Below are 17,287 nucleotides of genomic sequence, written 5' to 3'. Positions count from 1 at the left end.
CGTGAAATAAGGGGGTGTTTGGTTCGCACACGAAAGAGCGATGTGTATTTCCCTTCAGAAGAAAGCGAGTGGGAGTTGAGCAGTGGTAATGAGCATGAGGACGAGGGTGTCTCAGGAAGACTCTATTATGATAGGTCCTATCAGATGCTCCAACTCCACGGTCAGCGACTCACCACCCAGATGTGGATAGCCATACGCATATTTCATGATTGGATCCCTGGGCAAGTGCAGAAAGACGCCGCAGGGTGGTATCTCCAAACGCCCACACAGAGTGGTATTCGTCTTTCTGCTGGCCTCACAGCACGTTTTTGCAGCAGGCCATTCTCCTCTTTTCAAGACATTCCTTGGTAAGAAGGGTGCCATTTTGGCGCTTCAAACGGTATGCCTGGTTTTGGGAACGTTTCACCGCACGCCAAGCAAGATGTTCCTTCTCCTCACATATCTGTTGTATTTCACCGATGAGAGAAACAGATGGCTCACAACCAGCCGCACTGCAATCAAGCACCAAAATTGATCCTCATCATAGAAGACAATGAGGATTTCAGCGAGATTCTCACCACCATACTTCAGCGCGAAACGGCATACTATCCTCTATTGGCAACCACAGGACGACAAGCGACAACGATGATGAACCACCTGCAACCCGATTTATTATTGATTGATTATATCCTTCCTGATATTGACGGCTTGACACTCTACGAACACGTTCGTGCACAAGAAAGAATTCCCACAATTCTCATGAGCGCCATCCCACATGTGTTTCTGGAGGTGCCTCATCATGAGCAGCTTGTCTCACTTGAGAAACCGTTTGCCTTTCAGGTATTGATGCAGCACATTCACCAGTTGCTTGCTGCGTAATATACCTTGCCCCTCATGCTCCTTCAGTGTCATAGCCTGTCATAGGAGTACCTGGAGTTGGTCCACTTTGGAAGAGTTTCTGAAGCGCAACAAGCTGTTTCCCCTCGTGATTATTGTGCGAACAGGTTATGTCTTCTGTTTCGCCGCTCATATCCCAGGACAAAAAGCATCGTTTCAGCACAACCACTCACACGCGTATGATGTGCCTACGAATGAGAGGTATGGTGTGTTGGAATTTTCGTCATCTGATGCGACCTGAAGTTGCTAGGGACCTAGAACGACTGACACGCGACCTGGCGGAGATCTTGGGGATCACGATCTAGGAGCGCCTGATGGGAAGGATGGATTGAAGAGTCCACGTCCATCCCTCCTGTCATACGGCTTATATTCAGCCAAAGCCAATGGATATCACCAAGGCACCTTCATAAACACAGCCTCTTGGTAAATAGGCTGGATCTTCGGACGCAAGTACTGGGGCTCAGGGCCTCTTGTCCGAAGATTCAGCCCAAAGATGAGGGACCCAATCTTCGGAACGATTTCCATGGTCTGACGTTTTGCAAAAGAACAAGTAATGTTTCAAGAGAAAGCTGCAATACAGGTTTCCATCTGCTGTTCGTACCACGTCGCTTTGAGAGCGGATCATTGCTCGTCTGTTCGAAGATTGGGTCTGATCGCCGAAGATTGGACCTAATTTGCCCAAACATTCGCGCTATTTACCACCTCTCTTTTGGGGTTAGGCGACTAGTAAATGGCGTGAATGTTTGTTACTCATCACAAACAGTGGCTAATTTTCATCATAATAAATGGCACTCTTCCCATTCTATATGTTCAGCAGGATGAGGGTTAGGTGACAGAATGGTATTCCTCGATGTCCAAAAAAAGGAAATCCATGCACTATTGGCATGGATCTCAAAGTGTCTAGCGTTACTCTTTACGCTTCCTGTTTTTCTGGCTTGCGTGCTCGGACAAAGGCACTGATGAATCGCCCATCAACGCCCGCTCGTTCTTCCGGCGAGAGGGATGCGACGGAAGCGCTTGCTCCACTGGAAACAATATCATCGAGCGAATAGCGCCGGGTGACTTCAATCTCGATCTCGACAAATCCTGCCTTCTCCAATAAGGCGCGATAGGTGTCTTCCTCAAGCGCGCCAGCGACACATCCGGCCCAGGACTCCATATCGCGACGGAGGGCAGGTGGGAGTTCTCCCTGCACCACAATATCCGAGACGGCAAACCGCCCTCCAGGTGTCAGAACGCGATAGGCTTCGCGCAATACCTGCCCTTTGTCAGCCGAGAGGTTGATGACACAGTTGGAGATGACCACATCAATGCTGTTTTCTGGCAGCGGGATGGCTTCGATAATGCCTTTCAAAAACTGGACATTCTCGATTCCAGCTTCTTGCCGATTGCGCTTGGCAAGTTCAAGCATGGCATCCGTCATGTCGAGGCCGTAGGCAAAGCCTGTTGGCCCAACCCGTTTGGCAGAAAACAACACATCAATGCCTCCGCCGCTGCCCAGGTCCAGAACCTTCTCGCCAGGCGAGAGTTCGGCCAGCGCGGTCGGGTTACCACATCCAAGAGAGGCCAGCGTTGCGGCAACTGGGATCTCGCCCAGTTCCATTTGGGTGTACAAGTCAGAGGTAATGGGGTTGTCCTGGCTGATATCTGAGGAGCAGCATCTTGACGCGCAGCAGGAGGATGCAGCAGGAGCCTCTGGCGCGGGTTGTGTCTCTTCAGATGGTCCACAGCAACTTGGCCCACAACAGGAGGAGGTGTTCTCTGCCGGAGTCCCAAGGACCTGTAAAGCGGTTCGTGCATACCTGGCGCTCACTTCTTGGCGCAACTGTTCATCGCTCTGGGGAACGATCTTCATAGGTTTGTGCCTTTCCATTGACTCTTGACGAGAAGGGAACCCTGTCCCTCTCGTTTGCCTTTATCTGAAGAGACGGAGGTCGGCAAAAAAGGACGCAGCGGTTGGCCTCGGCTTGCGCTAGTGTCCTCTTAACACGTTGATTGCTCGCAGCAGTCACAGCGAGGCTGATAGTCCAGGATGTGGCCGCGACGATCCAGCTCAAAGTGACAACAGGCCAGCAGCTCCTGTTTGAGTTTTTCTCGCGCGCGCTGGACCCGCGATTTGGCCCCAGAGAATGAGAGGCCCAGTCGTTCGCCCAGTTCCTTCTGAGTGAGGCCCTGATACTCGGTGAGAATCAAGGCCTGCCGGTCCTGCTCAGGCAGAGCCAAGACCATTGCTCGGACACAGGGGAGTAGCTCGCTCACAATATCATCATCGGACAGATCCTCTGGGAGATCAAGTACCTCCTGCGCATCCAGGGGCGTCATGATCTGGTGGCGACGACGATAATGATCGATAATGATGTTGCGCGTGACCTGATAGATCCAACTCTCCAGGCGTCGAGTATCTCTCAAGTTTTCCCCATGTTGGTGGATTTTGAGAAACACCTCTTGCAAGAGATCCTCTGCTGTGGCTTCATCGGCGACACGACGGCGAATGAACTGGTGCAGAGGCGCGTGAAACGCTTCCCAGGCCTGCTCAGTAATGGTCCCCATGGCTTTTCCTTTCAGCATTGCTCATATTCTCATGTATGAGAGACAGGAGGGTCGCCAAAAGGACGCACCTCATGGACGTGAGGCTGGTGCAAGCTCTAATACCATGGCTTGTGCACTCGCCGGGCAGGCGCTTGTCTATTCGACGGACGCGTAAATGGCAGGCGCAACAGCAGAACGTTCGATGAGACAAAACCCCAGGCGTTGGAAAAACGCTGGAGCTGTTTCCGTGAGCAGGTAGCGTTCCTGGATGCCACACCTGCGTGAAGTTTTTACTTGCGTCAGGACTAACGCTTGTCCCAAGCCACGGGAACGGGAGGCCGGATCAACCGCCACCGAGCATAGCAATGCCACCGTTCCATAGATTTCGAGTGCCGAGCATCCAATGACGCGACCAGCTTCCCGTGCGACGAGGAGTGTTGCACAGCAAGCATGTACCCCGTCTTGCGGAAGATGACACCGTTCGAGGAGATCCAGAACGTCTGGCATGTCCTTGATTTCGGCCTATGTGATCTGACTCATGAGCGTAATCCTTCCTGGGCCTTTGCCGCCGTGTACATCTGCTCAGGAGAGTGAAATGGTTGGAGACGGAGAAATTGGTCAAGATGATCAGCAATGCGGTCGCGAGCCTGGCGAAAAGCTGCAAGTCGTTCTTCTTCACTCCCTGCAACCTGGCTGGGGTCAACAAAGCCCCAATGCACCTGGAAATGCGCATTAGGATAGAAGGAGCAAGCTTCCGCTGCCTCATCGCAGACCGTCACCACTAGGTCCATGGGCGCAGATGTGCGGAACTCCTCCAGACTTTTAGCCTGATGGGTACTGATGTCGATGCCGATCTCCTGCATAGCCTTGATAGCCAGGGGGTGGACAACGCGAGGCTCTGTGCCTGCACTGAAGACCTCAAAGGCCGATCCTCCACGAGCGCGCAGGAGTCCTTCGCCCATCTGGGAACGGGATGAATTGTGCGTGCAGAGAAAGAGCACACGTAGCGGGGCTTGCTCAGACATAGGTCTTCTCCTCTTGAGAATGTAATGTATCCGCGCCCTCCGGTATTGCTGATGGTCCACTTGCCTCACGCAGCCAGCGGTAGATGATGGCTCCAGCAACCGCACCAAGCATCGGACCCAGAACATAGACCCATTGAGCGGTCCACGTGCCACTGATGAGTGCCGGACCAAGTGAGCGAGCAGGATTCATCGACGCTCCACAAATGGGGCCTGCAAAGAGGGCTTCGAGACCCACTGTTGCCCCAATCGCAAGAGCGGCGGCCTGCCCTATCGCACGGGTATCAGTTGCCATCGCCATAATGACGATCATCAGGAACATGGTGAGCAGTGCTTCGAGGCCAAAGGATTGCCAGGCTCCGCCAGTTCCCATCGGAAGTGTGGTTCCGAGGAAGGCGACATCCCCCAGCAGGAAGCGTAAGCACATCGCAGCAAGCACCGCTCCTGTCAGTTGTGCAACCCAGTAGCCAAGAAGCCGCCGGAGAGGAAAGTGATGGGCTATTACAAAGGCGAGCGTGACTGCAGGATTGAAGTGGGCACCACTCATATGCGCGAAGGCGTAAATCATCACCGTAATGATCAGTCCAAAGACCAGGCTCACTCCAACATGGGTGATAACTCCATGAGAGAGCGTATCGCTCATGATCGCTCCACATCCGGCAAACACCAGGGCAAAGGTACCCAGGCCCTCGGCAAGATAGGCCGAAAGACGCACTGACATTCGTTTGAGAGTCGATGGAAAGCGGGGGTGAGCGGGTACAGGATAAGAATTGGGGTGTTCATTGCTCATGTGGGCTGTTCTTCTTTCGTGCAAGTTGAGGCAAGAAGGTGCGAATACGTGTGGTAAGTTGCTGTGCGGTCCGCTCAAAAGCGTGGAGTTGTTCTTCCACGCTTCCTTGTACAGACGCGGGATCACTCAAGCTCCAGTGAATGTGCTCGGGATCGTCGGGGAACGTGGGGCAAACCTCTCTGATGCGATCACAGACCGTGATAATGGTATCAAAGCGTTGCCCCTCAAACAGGTGCAGCGGTTTAGGTGTGGCTTGACGTATATCAATGCCTATCTGCTCCATCACACAGCGGGCGAAAGGGTGAATCTGTGCGGCGGGCTGACTTCCCGCACTGTATGCCTCGACCCTTCCATGGCTCTCATGGCGAAGGAGTGCCTCAGCCATCTGCGAACGCGCGCTGTTCTCCGTACAGAGAAAGAGCACACGCGCCCCTAAACCTTCCTGGGTAGTCCTTTGCTGCGTTCCCATCGTGAATGCAGGATGGATGAGGGAAACCGCCGCTTGGTACTGTCCCTGGAATTGGTCCAGATCAAGCCGATAATAGACCTCACGCTCATCGGCGCTACTGCGACGCTCACTCACCACCAAACCTTCACGTAATTTTCGCAGATGATAGGACACCAGATTTTGTGGTAACCCGACGCGTTCAACAAGTTCTTGAACCCGATAATCGGAACATGCCAGTTCCCGGAGAATCGCCCACCGAACATCATGGGCAACCAACTTGAGAATACTAGGAAGTTGCGCTGTAGGAGTCTGCATGACCCTCCTCATCTCTATCAAAATACATTGCATCAAAATATTTTGATATATTGTAGCAGAGTCTAGTCAGGAACTCAAGCCTGTAGCAGCTATTCTCTCTTTGTGGCTGATGACAGCAACCTTGTGCGCCGTGTCGCACTCAACCATATCCCCGACGCAATCGGGATGAATTCTGAGAGATTCATGGGTCACCCAGCCCACCTCGAACCGAAAGGAGAAAGGGAAAATAGCCTGTTGTGGAAAGCAGCAAGGAGCGGAAGACGTGAAAACTCATGTGCTGCAAGACACGTGGAGTTGACCCACATAAGAAGAGTTTATAAATTGTAAAGAGGTATTTTCCCTCGTGCTCATTGTGCGAACAGGTCACGCCTGTATCGCCATTCATGCCCTGCGACAAAAAGCATCGTTTCAGCATCGCTTCTCACATGTGTATGACGTGCCTATGAATAGACACGGTGTGCTGGGATTTTAGTCATCTGATGTCGCCTGAAGTTGCCAGGGACCTAGAACGATTGACCTACGACCTGGCGGAGATCTTGGGGATCACGATCTAGGGCGCATGGTAGGAAGGAGGGATGGGTGAGCCCACGCCTATTCTTTCTTCCTAATGGCTCACAAAGGTGGTGCCTTATGTGAAGTGGTAGGGAGGAGGAAAGAACCATTAGATGGAGAGAAGATGTAAGAAAGGACAAGGGGCAGAGAGGCAGTGCTCTTTGCCCTCAATGGGTTGTCGCATTAAAGCCGGCGGTATTCTGTGAGGCTGCTCGGCTTTCGTGAAATCGATTAACCTTTTAGATCCTGTTACTGCTTGAAGCCTCTGGTGTGTAACACTTCAAGAAAGCAGTCTTGATAAGATGGTAGACCTTTCAAAGAGTCTACCATTGTTTGTGTGTGTTGGTGGACTCTTCCTCGTAAATAGAAATTCTTCAAAGGGTCTACCATTGTGATTGGATGGTAGACCCTTCGCGGGAATCTTGCACAGATGAAGGTATTGAAACGTGTTTTCCCCTTCCACGATGAACAACAGCCCATGTGCCATCGAGAGTGTCCATCTCTCATGATGTCAATAAGAAACAACACAAAGACGTTTGTAGGAGCAGGAGCGAAGAACCCGCATAGGCATTAAGTTAAGGACACCTCGCCGTAACATCCTGGGTCTTCCTCAATTGAGGTGACCAGAGTTTGTGAATACTACAATAAAGAGCATACCGAAACGTGCGCAAAGGCATTCAAGCTGCTCTTCGGCCCAAAGGCTATGCTCCTTTTTGCAGCATTCGCAAGCTTCGCTTACCTCAATTGAGAAAGACACACATTTCTTGCCTCCTTCACACACGAAAGAGGGGTGAAGTTGTGGAATAGGCGGCTGGCGAGGTATCAAGAAAGATCCTTTTCCATCCGCTCGCCGAGTAGCCGGAGGGCGTTGCCGCCCTCAAGCCCTCTAAGAACTGCACGAGCGTGTTTCCACGCATGCTAGCTCAAGCCTTTCTAACGCCCCGTGAGGGACGCGGTTTCGAGACGGTTAACCCTTGGCGATGAAGCCGTTCATGACAATCGGGATGGAGGAGTACACGATTATCTGCTTGATCCCTGCCGCCTAAGCTTCGCCAGATGATATGATGGCTGTGCCATCCTGTCAGTTTGGTGATTTTTCGGTTGCAGAGTAGGCAGAGACCACCTTGTTGTTTCCAGAGATGGAGAAGTTGCCGTTTCCCTTTGAGGTTATGCGCCATTTTCACATCGAGACGTTTTTCATAGTACGCCTCCCATTGGGGATCATACGGATTCGCTTCACTCCGGATTTTCGTATGTCGTTCAATGACGATACTTTTTGCCTTAAACAGTCGAATGGGCTGAATGGCCCCTTTTTGTCCAAGGATTTCGCCATGAAACACCCAATTTTGCCCTTCGATGGAGGTGAAGTATTTCTTCTTTATCCATTTGATAGGTTTCTTTGGGTGTCTCCTTTTGGCACATTGCCACAGGGTGCAAAAGATAGCGTGATCTACCTTTGAGAAGATTTCTTTGCTGACCACATGTCGGTGGTAGTTTGCCCATCCTCGAATCTTGGGATTGAGTTGGGCAATGAGATTGCCTGCAGCGGCCTGCTTGTTTTCTTTCACAACCTCTCGGATGCCCTCTAGAAAGGTGTGAACGTTCTTTCGGGAAGGCTTGATGAGCAGTTTCCCGTTGTATTTACGGAGATGTTGCCCAAGAAAGTCGAAACCATCCTCAATATGCGTGATGAGAGTTTTCTCTGGTGATAATTCCAGTCCTCGCTCTCTCATGAATATTTCGATGAGAGGTTTTACCTCGCATTCTAGGACCTCTTTGGACTTTCCAGTGACGATAAAGTCATCCGCAAAACGGACAAAGTTGACTTTCTCTTTACTGCTTCTGCGATCTGGCTTTGGGAAGTGCTCCCGTAGCTTTTTCTCTAGTCCGTCCAAGGTCATATTTGCGAGAACTGGTGAACACACGCCTCCTACAATGTTGCAAACTTTGGGTACGAGCACCTGATAGGTTTGATGGAGGAGTCGGATCAATCCGAAAAATCACGTTCACCTGTTCCTCATGAATTTCGACGCGTTTCACCAGCGTGCGGATCATCTCCCGACGCGTGAGCCAATCTGCTTGAGACAGCCCTTCACTCACCTTCGTGGCAAAAGTTTCTAACCGCCCAATGATCAATTGCAGCTCTTGCTCAAGACTCTCCTGATCCTGAATCTGTCGAATATGCGCTTCGAGTTGTCTGACCCGTTCACGCATCCGTGTGATCCTGGGATCAAATTCGGCTTTGTCAATGATGCCTTCGGCATAACTATCAATCAAGCGAGCAATCCCTTGTCGCAACCGCCCCAGGCTCGTTTGGAGCCCTTTCAATTCTGGAGCCATATCCGCTGTCTGCAGTTGCTGTCGATATTCGTGTTCCAATCGTGCAGGATCCTCAAGCAGTTGGCACACTTCTTGCCACACAGCTTCATCGACCAGGTCTGTGCGCAGTTGCTTGTTCCAGCACAGCCGCACGCCTCCGAAGCGATAGGCATCCGAACCAATACAACGGTAATAGGCATAGCTGCGCGGATGCCCTTTCCGCGCGCTTGGGCTAATTGGCTTGCCGTAATAAGCATATCCGCAACATCCACAGACAAGCAACCCCTGCAACAAGTAGCGAGCCCCGCGCTCTCCAATACGAGCACGTTGTCGATTTTCTTGCAGTTGCTCCTGAACGCTTTCAAAGAGTTCCTCACTCACCAGAGCCGGAACGGGAATACTCAACCACTGCTCACGCGGAACATCCTGGGTGCTCACAGCACGTTTGGGTTGCATGGGGCGTCCCCGTTGTGCGCGTAAGCGTGGTCGCAGTGGCTCAACGCTCGTTTTGCCAAAGGCGGCCATCCCTTTGTAGGCTGGATTTTTGAGCATATCCCAGACCGTCGCGCGATCCCAGACCGTTTTGCCGGTTCTCGTCTGCTCTTTGGCTGCGGTTAGCCGACGACAGACCTCACCAATGGAACAGCGATCGTGTCCGACCCAGGCGAAGACCTGACGGACGACACGCGCTTCTTCCAACAGGATATCGAACCGCGCTTCGCCGGCCCCCTCATGCTTGCCGATGTACCGATAGCCATAGGGCGCTCCACTCAAAACGCTGACCATGCCTGCCTGTGCCGCGTGCCGCTTGCCACGGCGACTGCGTTCCATGATTTTCGCTCGCTCGTATTCGGAAATCATGCCTTGCACCTGTAACAAAAGTTGATCTTCCGGTGTCTGCCCAACTTCTCGATTGAGAAAATTCACCTCGACCCCCGCGCGGAGAAACTCTTCAAGCAGGAGCACCTGATGGGCATAGTTGCGGGCGAAGCGATCGGGGCAGAGCACATAGAGCCGGTCAATCCCTCCAGCAGCGGCCACATCGCGGAGTTGCTCCAAGGCTGGGCGAATCAGCGTCGCGCCACTGTACCCATTGTCGATAAACTCATGTTCTCTGGGAAGCGACAAGCCTAGGGTACTGACATAAGCACGCAGTTCGCTCACCTGGCTGTCAATGGTCTTGGTCTCGCTTTGCTGCTCGGAGGACACACGAGCATAGATCGCCACTTGTAGATCGTTCATGAACGTTTCCTTTCTCCCACCTGCCCCTGGGTTTCAGATGAGATCGCCTCGATTCTCGCAGGCGTCAGCCGTCGTCGCCTCGCGCTGGGAAGGAGGAAGGCGTAGGCTGTATGCAGCACCTGGTGTTCTTCGCGGTTGGGTTCAAACAGGACCTGCACCTCCAACGTCATCGGTTGCTTGCGAGCGCGTTTGGTCATGATGAGCTCCTAGATCGCGCGTGCCCGTATCTTCAGCTTGATGCCCGTTGCAATCAAGGGGTGCGCCATGAAAGCCATCTCCATAGGCTGCGCACAGCTGAGCTCGCGGGATCGCTCTCTGATACACGAAACTCAGAACCTTTTTGGCAACATTGTAAGAGGCGTGCAGATGCCGCCTTGTGGGGTTCCTTCTTCTGTTGCATAGAGCACGTATTTGTCAATGTACCCCGCTTTGAGCCATTTCCGAAGAATGCCCTTCTCCATCGGGATATGAGCTAAAAGCCAGTCATGGTTGATCCGGTCAAACGATCGCACAACTCAATACCCGGTTCAAGAACCCAGATCACTCAACCCTGAGAGAGATTGAGGTCATCGATCCCATGCATCCCTTGTTCGGACGCCGTTTCAGCCTGGTTTCCATCATCTCATCCCTTCACGAGGATGGGCACGTCTTCGTGGCCTATCGCGATGGGATGCTCTTGTGCCTTCCTCTGGCATGCACTACACTGGCTCCATCTCGGTCACCAGGTTTGAGTAAACTGACTGCTGAGAGTCTCACCGATCTGTTGCGTGTGGCCGAGGATTGCGAGGCCCTACGTGATTGCATCCATTCTTCCCTCTCATCTCTGGATGCGCCTGCCTGCCCAGGGGCAGCAGTGCATCCAGGACGATCTCTCCTTGATTCTTCAGGAGGTGCTGTATGAGTACGTCCGTAAGCACAATGACCCCAGTGAGCATGCAGATGCCCATGAAGTACACATCCGAGTTGGTCACCCCGCTCCATCTGCAAAAGAAAGCCCTGGTCTACATCCGGCAGTCGACGCTGCATCAAGTGCTCACCAATCAGGAGAGCTTACGTCTGCAATATGCCCTCCAGCAGCGGGCTCGGAGCCTGGGATGGCCTCCCGAGGAGATTGAGATCATTGATGCGGATTTGGGTATCACGGGAGCCTCGGCGCACCAACGCACCGGGTGCGCACGAACTCGTCACCAAAGTGACGTTGGGACAGGTAGGGACCATTCTCTCGACCGAAGTCACGCGTCTTTCACGCAACTGCTCCGATTGGTATCCGCTGCTGGATGTCTGCGGTTATCGAGGCTGTCTCATCGCTGATCATGACGGCATCTACGACCCTGCTACGACCAATGGACGCTTGTTGCTCGGACTCAAGGGGCAACTCTCGGAATTCGAATTGCACACGATCCGTGCCCGCATGACAGCTGGACTCCTCAACAAGGCCCAGCGGGGAGAATTGGCTCTCCCCTTGCCCATTGGACTGGTGCGTGATGTGGCGGGCCAGGTACACAAAGCCCCCAACCGCGAGATTCAAGATCGCATCGATCTCATCTTTGCCTCTTTTGTGCGTTTGCGATCCGCCAGCCGAGTGCTCCACTTTCTCAACGAGCATGCCCTCCAACTGCCGCGACGTGATCGCTTTGGAGACGTGATCTGGAAACGCCCCACGGGAGCAGCCATTCTCGAGATCCTCAAAAATCCCGCCTACGCTGGCGCCTTTGTCTACGGGCGGACGCGTACCCTGCGGACAGATCGGACGACCCGTCGAGCCAAAACCATTCGCCTGCCCGTCTCGGAGTGGAGGATCTGCGTCAAGGGGGTCTACCCTGCCTACATCAGTTGGGACCTCTTCGAACGCATTCAGGCCATGCTCCTGGACAATTACGCCGAGTATGATCGCAACAAGACCCGTGGTGTTCCCCGGGATGGGGCCGCGCTCTTGCATGGCATTGTGTATTGTGGAGAATGCGGGCACAAGATGGTGGTGCAATACAAAGGCGGAACACGGTATCTGTGCAACTTTCTGCGCCAAAAGTACGGCGTTCCCGTCTGCCAGGATATTGCGGCAGATCCCGTGGACGTGCAGGTGGTAGAAGCCTTCTTCCAAGCGCTCTCCCCTGTCGAACTGGATGTGTATACACGTGCGGTCGCCACGCAACAGGAGGCGACTGCGCAGATCTTGCATGCCCACCAGCAGCATCTGGAACGTCTCGGGTACCAAGCCACCCTTGCCGAGCGACAGTTCTTGCACGTCGACCCAGAGAATCGGTTGGTCGCCGCAGAGTTCGAAAGGCGATGGGAGATGGCGCTCGCGGAACTCAAGCGAGCTGAGGAAACTGGAACACCATCGCCCGCTCAAGTGAACGCTTTGTCCTCTTTGAGCCAGGAGCAGAAGGAGCTGTTTCAAGCCATTGGGCAACATCTGCCCAGACTCTGGCGGCAAGGGGACGTGGCACAGCGGCAGAAAAAGGCACTGTTGCGCTGCCTCATTGACAAGGTGGTGATCCATCGGCCTCTTCCAGAAACGGTTCACGCACGCATCGTCTGGCGAGGTGGAGAAACGACGACGCTGAACATTCCGGTTGCAGTGGGATCCCTCAAAGATCTGGTCGGAGCGCAAGACATGGAACGCCTCTCTCTTGAGTGGAGCGTGCAAGGGCAGACAGATGAGGAGATTGCGCAGAAGCTGACCGCCCAGGGTTTTCGTTCGCCGATGCAGCCCTTTGTGTTGCCAAGTACCGTTCGAGGCATGCGCTTGAAGCACAGACAATTTCGGGTGCGTAGTCAGTCCCATCTGCGCCATATCGAGGGGGCTCTTACCATCTCACAACTGGCAGAGAGGCTTGACATCACTCCCCACTGGATCTATGATCGCATTCACAATGGCACGATCCAGATCACCAGAGAAGCAACCACGCATCTGTATCTGTTTCCTGACAAGCCCAGCACGCTCGAAGGGTTCGCCCAGCTTACCAAGGGAACGCTCAAGACGCTCCATTTTTGAGAGGAGTATCAAGATGTATGATCAAAGCAGGCTTTCATGTCTCCTTCGAGTACCCACTCTGCCGAGTTCTTGCGGCTGAGTGCCACAAAAGCTTGTTCGATGGCATCTGCTGTTGATCGTTCTTTTCGGAAACCGTAGGAGTTAAAGTCCCCACGTGTTTCCGAGATGGGATCGACTGCGAGCAGATACAAGGCTTGCATGGCCCTGTCGAGCATACAGGGCATATTCACAGCACACCACCCCCTTTACCAAAGGATCTGTGGAATGGGTAATGGTAACCCATCCTCACCACCCTCTGCACGGGCAGCGCGTCCAGCTCGTCCGCGTGCGACGCGGGCCAGATCCTGACCTCATCATTCGCATGCCCGACGGCTATCACGGGGCCATCGCAGCCAGCTTGACCGACTACGCAGGGCCAGTTGATCCTGATCTCAGTACAGTTGACCCCCCGTTGCTCTCGATTGAGGGCTTGTGGCAGATCGCGCAATGGGTCAGGCAGCAGAAAGGAGCCCATGAGATATGATAGAGCCATCTGCCTGTCTTGTGGTTTGGGCACAGCAAGGAGGTCGCTGCATGGCCCCACTTCCCTCTTCTGATCAGGAGCAGAGCGCGTTGGTCCACATCTGGGCTCACCTCTCTTCTGACCTGCAAATCCGCGTCATTGGCCTCTTAGCACAATTAGCTTTGAATGCAGTCGTAACGCGTCCTGCTAGCCAGTGTGAAAGAGAGGAGGCGTGCTATGCCGATCCAGCAGCACACCCTCAAAATCCGTCCTGATCATCTCAGCAGACAAGCGGTGATCTATGTGCGCCAATCGACACTGCTGCAAGTTCGCGAGAATATCGGCAGTACCACACGCCAATATGACCTGGTCAAGCGCGCGCACGAGTTGGGCTGGGAACAGGCAGGCATCGAAGTGATTGACCAGGATCAAGGTCAATCCGGTTCCTCGACCATTGGGCGCGACGGTTTTCAATTGCTGGTGGCTGAAGTCGGGCTGGGCCATGTAGGAGCAGTTCTGAGTTTGGAAGTCTCGCGCTTGGCCCGCTCATGCAGTGATTGGTATCGCCTGCTGGAGATCTGTGCCCTCACTGATACTCTGGTCATTGACGAGGAGGGCGTCTACGATCCCGGCTTGTACAATGACCGCCTCCTGTTGGGCTTCAAGGGGACCATGAGCGAAGCAGAACTGCATTGGCTGCATCAGCGCTTGCAGGGTGGCAAGCTGACCAAAGCCGAACAAGGGAAGCTGCGCTTCCGCCTGCCGAGCGGACTCATCTATGACCCGGTGGGCCATGTGGTCCTTGATCCCGATGAGGCGGTTCAGGGAGCCATCCGTTTGGTGTTCACCCTCTTTGAGCAGCATCAATCGGCGCTGGCCGTGGTAAGCTACTTCGCCAAACATCAGTTGCGCTTCCCTACCCGGCACTGGGGCGGTGTCCGTTCTGGTGAGTTGGAGTGGGTGCCACTCTGTCATGGCCGAGTGTTAGATGTATTGCATAGCCCGCTGTATGCCGGAGCCTACGTCTACGGGCGAACGCACACCCGTCGGCACGCCCTGCCCGGCGAAGAACCACGGATCAAGGGACGTACACGCAGAGTCAAGCAGGAGGAGTGGCCCATCGTGCTGCTGGACAGACATCCAGGCTACATCACCTGGGACCAGTTTCGGTGCAATCAGCAGCAATTGGCTGATAACCAGAATACCACAGCTGCTGCCCACCGAGGAGCGGTACGTGACGGTCCTTCGCTCTTGCAAGGGATCGTGCTCTGTGGCTCGTGTGGCCGTCGGATGAGTGTACGCTATCAGCGCGAGGGATCGGTGTTGATCTACGAATGCAGCCAGGCGCATACCCAGTTGGCGGTCAAGGTCTGCCAGACCATGCGAGGGGATCGCATTGACCAGGTCGTTGGCAAGGCGCTGTTGGAAGCCATGGAGCCAGCACAGTTGGAAGTCGCGCTCTCGGCTCTCGCCCATCTGGAGGGGCGCGCCAAACAACTCGATCAGCAGGCGAAGCGGCAAATTGAGCGGGCGCAGTACGATGCTGACCTGGCGCGCCGACGCTACCATGCAGTGGACCCAGAGAATCGACTCGTGGCGCGTAGCCTGGAACGGGACTGGAACGAGAAACTCGTGGAAGTGGATCGGCTGGAACGGGAATATCAAACCCAACCGGTGCCTGATGCACTGAGGCTGTCGGCGGAGCAACGGGAACAGATCCGCGCGCTGGCCCAGGACCTGCCGACGCTCTGGGGTGCTCCCACGACTACGAACGCCCAACGGAAACAACTCGTGCGCTGGCTGATCAAAGACGTGACCCTGGCCAAGCGTGGCGACCTGGTGGTGATCGATATTCGCTGGCAGACAGAGGCCCGCACCAGTCTGTCCATCCCGCGCCTCAAAAAGTCGTGGGAGCTTCGCCAAACCCGACCGGAGGTCATTGCATCTATCCAGAAATGGGCTCCCACCTATTCGGATGCATCCATGGCTAGTTTGCTGAATGAAGCTGGATACAGTGCTGGCGGAGGAGGAATGTTTACGGCGAAGAAAGTGCAATCCTTGCGGTATGATTACCAGATTGAGGCAGGCTGCCCTCAGGGCCCGGCAGCGTGCCCCACTGGGCAGCGTGGTGATGGGCGCTATTCAGCACGAACAGCGGCCACCTTGCTTCATGTCAATATCTCAACCATTGCGAAGTGGTGTGAAACGGGGCGCTTGGAGTATGTGCAAACGGCTCCTCATGGACCACGCTGGATTACGCTCACCCCGGAACGCATCGCGGAGCTTCGTAAGCCGACGCAACAACATTGGAAACCCCGTCAGACTGGAAAGCCGCAGCAGAACGTGGTAGAGTAGTACGAAGAGGGTGGGCTGGGGCTTCTAGTCCACCCCGTTGGCGACCATCGGTATTCCGAAACGCGCCGGGAAAGAGAGGCAGTATGAAAGACCTATCGGGATACCCAGGGGGCGCATTTTTCCTGAGCTTTTTGGGATGTAGACCCGCCTCAGCGGCTTGGGGTGATACCCGTGCTGCTGAAGTCGGAGAATGGCTTTTGCTTTTTGGCTTGGCATGGTCCAGGTTTCCCCGTCCACACCTGCTGTTTTTCTGCCTTGATTTTCCGTCACCCGTCTTACAGCAAGAGCTTTGCCGTAAAATGAATGGGTCAGCAGACGTTGCAAGGCTTTCACTTTGCCCCATCTACCTTCCTTCGTGGCCTGGGCGATACGCACTTGGAGCCGACGCACGTTGCTTTGAGCTGCATTCCAATCGATGGAATCCCACTCATCTTCAACATGAGAAACTGCACCAGCATCCGTTCCTGTCTGAGCAGGTGTGTTTGCCGTCATCTGCCTTGTTCCTTCCTCGGTTTGCCAAATTTTCTCGCTCTGAAAGACCAGATAGAAGTCAGCTTGCTTTCGCACGAGAGCATGTTTTACTCTCTATCCACTCTATTACTGAGTGGCCTTCGCTTTTTCTATCCTCCTGTATCCGCAGCCCTATCGGCTTCCCTTGCGGTTAGCTTTCCCTATTGGGAGAGCTACGGACTTACCACGTTCCGTTCATGTACCGATAGATGACGTAGGTCTCGCCTGTTCGCCGGTGGCTCTTTGTCTGCGTCAGGAAAGGAGGAAAATTCCTGAACCGGCACACAAACCATTTTGGTTAAGCCTGTCAGCACCTTTGGCTTTTCGTGGTTCACGACGTTTATCAGCGATTTACCTGAGTTGACCATATCATCTGACCCTAGTTCCCAACCGCCTTGGTGCTAGCAGTCGCGGCTCTTCCTCACGGATCGACCGCCACTCTTACGAGTGAGGCTACATTATCCCAGGGGCTTCCCACCCTTGGATTGCTCCAAACGCAGGCCCTGGTAGGATACCGATGGCAGAACATCGGGTTGAGTCCAAATTTCTCTGGCTCAACAGCTACATGAGCGACTTCGTGTCGCAATTCCCCAAACCACGCATGCACGCTTTCCATGCACGCGGCTTTCCAGTAATGGCATTCCATTCGTTCAGAATATGCACATCTCGTGCTCTTCCCGAAGAAGAATGCGACTACCTGCGCTGCTTCCCCCTGTGTGTGGCCTTCCCACACGCCCTGGTGAGGCGTAACTCTCACAAGTACTCTCGGCGCTCCGTTCCCATGAGGCTCACGCCTGGTAGGGAATCCCGTGTTCCGTCAAGATGATAC

The 17,287-nt window shown here is 54.1% G+C and carries 16 protein-coding genes and 3 pseudogenes; 7 read left to right on the top strand and 12 right to left on the bottom strand.

Going from position 1 to position 17,287, the window contains the following annotated elements; all coding sequences use genetic code 11:
- The first annotated feature begins 18 nt into the window (after positions 1 to 18).
- Entirely contained in the window at positions 19 to 351 is a 333-nt protein-coding gene (locus tag K3T82_RS34480) for a hypothetical protein (protein WP_220198031.1), read from the top strand.
- 120 nt (positions 352 to 471) lie between these two features.
- On the top strand, positions 472 to 858 hold the full coding sequence (locus K3T82_RS34475; protein ID WP_220198030.1) for a response regulator: 387 nt from the start codon (positions 472 to 474) through the stop codon (positions 856 to 858).
- Positions 859 to 1,789: 931 nt separating this feature from the next.
- Here K3T82_RS34475 and arsM read toward each other — a convergent pair.
- The 10 genes and pseudogenes from arsM to K3T82_RS50345 form a co-directional block, all read right to left on the bottom strand.
- Positions 1,790 to 2,731 (bottom strand): arsenite methyltransferase, encoded by a 942-nt coding sequence (arsM, locus tag K3T82_RS34470; protein WP_220198029.1) that lies wholly within the window; start codon positions 2,729 to 2,731, stop codon positions 1,790 to 1,792.
- A 128-nt stretch (positions 2,732 to 2,859) separates the two neighbouring features.
- Complete coding sequence (gene sigZ / locus K3T82_RS34465; protein ID WP_220198028.1) at positions 2,860 to 3,426, bottom strand: RNA polymerase sigma factor SigZ; 567 nt, start codon at positions 3,424 to 3,426, stop codon at positions 2,860 to 2,862.
- Between the two features lie 135 nt (positions 3,427 to 3,561).
- Positions 3,562 to 3,912, bottom strand: coding sequence for a GNAT family N-acetyltransferase (locus K3T82_RS34460; protein ID WP_220198027.1), 351 nt, complete (start codon positions 3,910 to 3,912; stop codon positions 3,562 to 3,564).
- A gap of 29 nt (positions 3,913 to 3,941) precedes the next feature.
- Positions 3,942 to 4,430 carry an arsenate reductase ArsC gene (locus K3T82_RS34455; RefSeq protein WP_220198026.1) on the bottom strand — a complete coding sequence of 163 codons (489 nt, stop codon included), beginning with the start codon at positions 4,428 to 4,430 and terminating at the stop codon, positions 3,942 to 3,944.
- On the bottom strand, positions 4,423 to 5,148 hold the full coding sequence (locus K3T82_RS34450; protein WP_220198363.1) for an aquaporin: 726 nt from the start codon (positions 5,146 to 5,148) through the stop codon (positions 4,423 to 4,425). Before K3T82_RS34450 ends, K3T82_RS34455 begins: the two co-directional genes overlap by 8 nt.
- 58 nt (positions 5,149 to 5,206) lie before the next feature.
- Complete coding sequence (locus K3T82_RS34445) at positions 5,207 to 5,980, bottom strand: arsenate reductase/protein-tyrosine-phosphatase family protein (RefSeq protein ID WP_220198025.1); 774 nt, start codon at positions 5,978 to 5,980, stop codon at positions 5,207 to 5,209.
- Positions 5,981 to 7,455: 1,475 nt separating this feature from the next.
- On the bottom strand, positions 7,456 to 8,433 hold the full coding sequence (locus K3T82_RS34440; protein WP_236031748.1) for a group II intron reverse transcriptase: 978 nt from the start codon (positions 8,431 to 8,433) through the stop codon (positions 7,456 to 7,458).
- Positions 8,366 to 10,093: a recombinase family protein gene (locus K3T82_RS34435; RefSeq protein ID WP_220198024.1), complete on the bottom strand. Its 1,728-nt coding sequence runs from the start codon at positions 10,091 to 10,093 to the stop codon at positions 8,366 to 8,368. Before K3T82_RS34435 ends, K3T82_RS34440 begins: the two co-directional genes overlap by 68 nt.
- Positions 10,090 to 10,290: a hypothetical protein gene (locus K3T82_RS34430; RefSeq protein WP_220196565.1), complete on the bottom strand. Its 201-nt coding sequence runs from the start codon at positions 10,288 to 10,290 to the stop codon at positions 10,090 to 10,092. Before K3T82_RS34430 ends, K3T82_RS34435 begins: the two co-directional genes overlap by 4 nt.
- 159 nt (positions 10,291 to 10,449) lie before the next feature.
- Positions 10,450 to 10,596, bottom strand: a pseudogene (locus K3T82_RS50345) (group II intron reverse transcriptase/maturase); the annotation flags it as partial.
- Positions 10,597 to 10,670: 74 nt separating this feature from the next.
- Here K3T82_RS50345 and K3T82_RS34425 point away from each other — a divergent pair.
- Both K3T82_RS34425 and K3T82_RS34420 read left to right on the top strand, forming a co-directional pair.
- Entirely contained in the window at positions 10,671 to 10,994 is a 324-nt protein-coding gene (locus tag K3T82_RS34425; RefSeq protein ID WP_220198023.1) for a hypothetical protein, read from the top strand.
- Positions 10,995 to 11,216: 222 nt separating this feature from the next.
- Positions 11,217 to 13,091, top strand: a complete 1,875-nt coding sequence (locus K3T82_RS34420; protein ID WP_220198022.1) for a recombinase family protein — start codon at positions 11,217 to 11,219, stop codon at positions 13,089 to 13,091.
- 11 nt (positions 13,092 to 13,102) lie between these two features.
- Here K3T82_RS34420 and K3T82_RS34415 read toward each other — a convergent pair.
- Positions 13,103 to 13,321, bottom strand: a pseudogene (locus K3T82_RS34415) (reverse transcriptase domain-containing protein); the annotation flags it as partial.
- Between the two features lie 41 nt (positions 13,322 to 13,362).
- Here K3T82_RS34415 and K3T82_RS34410 point away from each other — a divergent pair.
- Genes K3T82_RS34410 through K3T82_RS34400 form a run of 3 tightly spaced genes read left to right on the top strand, consistent with a single transcriptional unit; the run spans position 13,363 to position 15,948 of the window.
- Positions 13,363 to 13,614, top strand: a complete 252-nt coding sequence (locus tag K3T82_RS34410; protein ID WP_220198021.1) for a DUF5372 family protein — start codon at positions 13,363 to 13,365, stop codon at positions 13,612 to 13,614.
- Positions 13,611 to 13,868, top strand: coding sequence for a hypothetical protein (locus K3T82_RS34405; protein WP_220198020.1), 258 nt, complete (start codon positions 13,611 to 13,613; stop codon positions 13,866 to 13,868). Before K3T82_RS34410 ends, K3T82_RS34405 begins: the two co-directional genes overlap by 4 nt.
- Positions 13,831 to 15,948, top strand: a complete 2,118-nt coding sequence (locus K3T82_RS34400; RefSeq protein WP_220198019.1) for a recombinase family protein — start codon at positions 13,831 to 13,833, stop codon at positions 15,946 to 15,948. The genes K3T82_RS34405 and K3T82_RS34400 overlap by 38 nt, the downstream gene beginning before the upstream one ends.
- 96 nt (positions 15,949 to 16,044) lie before the next feature.
- On the opposite strand, the pseudogene K3T82_RS34395 reads toward K3T82_RS34400, so the two are convergent.
- Positions 16,045 to 16,440, bottom strand: a pseudogene (locus K3T82_RS34395) (reverse transcriptase N-terminal domain-containing protein); the annotation flags it as partial.
- Positions 16,441 to 17,287: the final 847 nt, after the last annotated feature.

It is taken from the genome of Ktedonospora formicarum (assembly GCF_016587355.1).
Taxonomy (GTDB): Bacteria; Chloroflexota; Ktedonobacteria; order Ktedonobacterales; family Ktedonobacteraceae; genus Ktedonobacter; species Ktedonobacter formicarum.
The sequence above is the reverse complement of the archived record's forward strand: the minus strand, read 5'-3'. Positions and strand labels throughout refer to the sequence as shown.

What these genes read in the sequence shown, in the direction of transcription:
- K3T82_RS34455 (WP_220198026.1), bottom strand. Translation starts at nt 4,430, where the DNA reads ATGTCTGAGCAAGCCCCGCTACGTGTGCTCTTTCTCTGCACGCACAAT.
- K3T82_RS34430 (WP_220196565.1), bottom strand. Translation starts at nt 10,290, where the DNA reads ATGACCAAACGCGCTCGCAAGCAACCGATGACGTTGGAGGTGCAGGTC.
- K3T82_RS34460 (WP_220198027.1), bottom strand. Translation starts at nt 3,912, where the DNA reads ATGCCAGACGTTCTGGATCTCCTCGAACGGTGTCATCTTCCGCAAGAC.
- K3T82_RS34425 (WP_220198023.1), top strand. Translation starts at nt 10,671, where the DNA reads ATGCATCCCTTGTTCGGACGCCGTTTCAGCCTGGTTTCCATCATCTCA.
- sigZ (WP_220198028.1), bottom strand. Translation starts at nt 3,426, where the DNA reads ATGGGGACCATTACTGAGCAGGCCTGGGAAGCGTTTCACGCGCCTCTG.
- K3T82_RS34435 (WP_220198024.1), bottom strand. Translation starts at nt 10,093, where the DNA reads ATGAACGATCTACAAGTGGCGATCTATGCTCGTGTGTCCTCCGAGCAG.
- K3T82_RS34405 (WP_220198020.1), top strand. Translation starts at nt 13,611, where the DNA reads ATGATAGAGCCATCTGCCTGTCTTGTGGTTTGGGCACAGCAAGGAGGT.
- K3T82_RS34445 (WP_220198025.1), bottom strand. Translation starts at nt 5,980, where the DNA reads ATGCAGACTCCTACAGCGCAACTTCCTAGTATTCTCAAGTTGGTTGCC.
- K3T82_RS34400 (WP_220198019.1), top strand. Translation starts at nt 13,831, where the DNA reads ATGCCGATCCAGCAGCACACCCTCAAAATCCGTCCTGATCATCTCAGC.
- K3T82_RS34440 (WP_236031748.1), bottom strand. Translation starts at nt 8,433, where the DNA reads ATGACCTTGGACGGACTAGAGAAAAAGCTACGGGAGCACTTCCCAAAG.
- arsM (WP_220198029.1), bottom strand. Translation starts at nt 2,731, where the DNA reads ATGAAGATCGTTCCCCAGAGCGATGAACAGTTGCGCCAAGAAGTGAGC.
- K3T82_RS34450 (WP_220198363.1), bottom strand. Translation starts at nt 5,148, where the DNA reads ATGTCAGTGCGTCTTTCGGCCTATCTTGCCGAGGGCCTGGGTACCTTT.
- K3T82_RS34420 (WP_220198022.1), top strand. Translation starts at nt 11,217, where the DNA reads ATGCGGATTTGGGTATCACGGGAGCCTCGGCGCACCAACGCACCGGGT.
- K3T82_RS34410 (WP_220198021.1), top strand. Translation starts at nt 13,363, where the DNA reads ATGGTAACCCATCCTCACCACCCTCTGCACGGGCAGCGCGTCCAGCTC.
- K3T82_RS34475 (WP_220198030.1), top strand. Translation starts at nt 472, where the DNA reads ATGGCTCACAACCAGCCGCACTGCAATCAAGCACCAAAATTGATCCTC.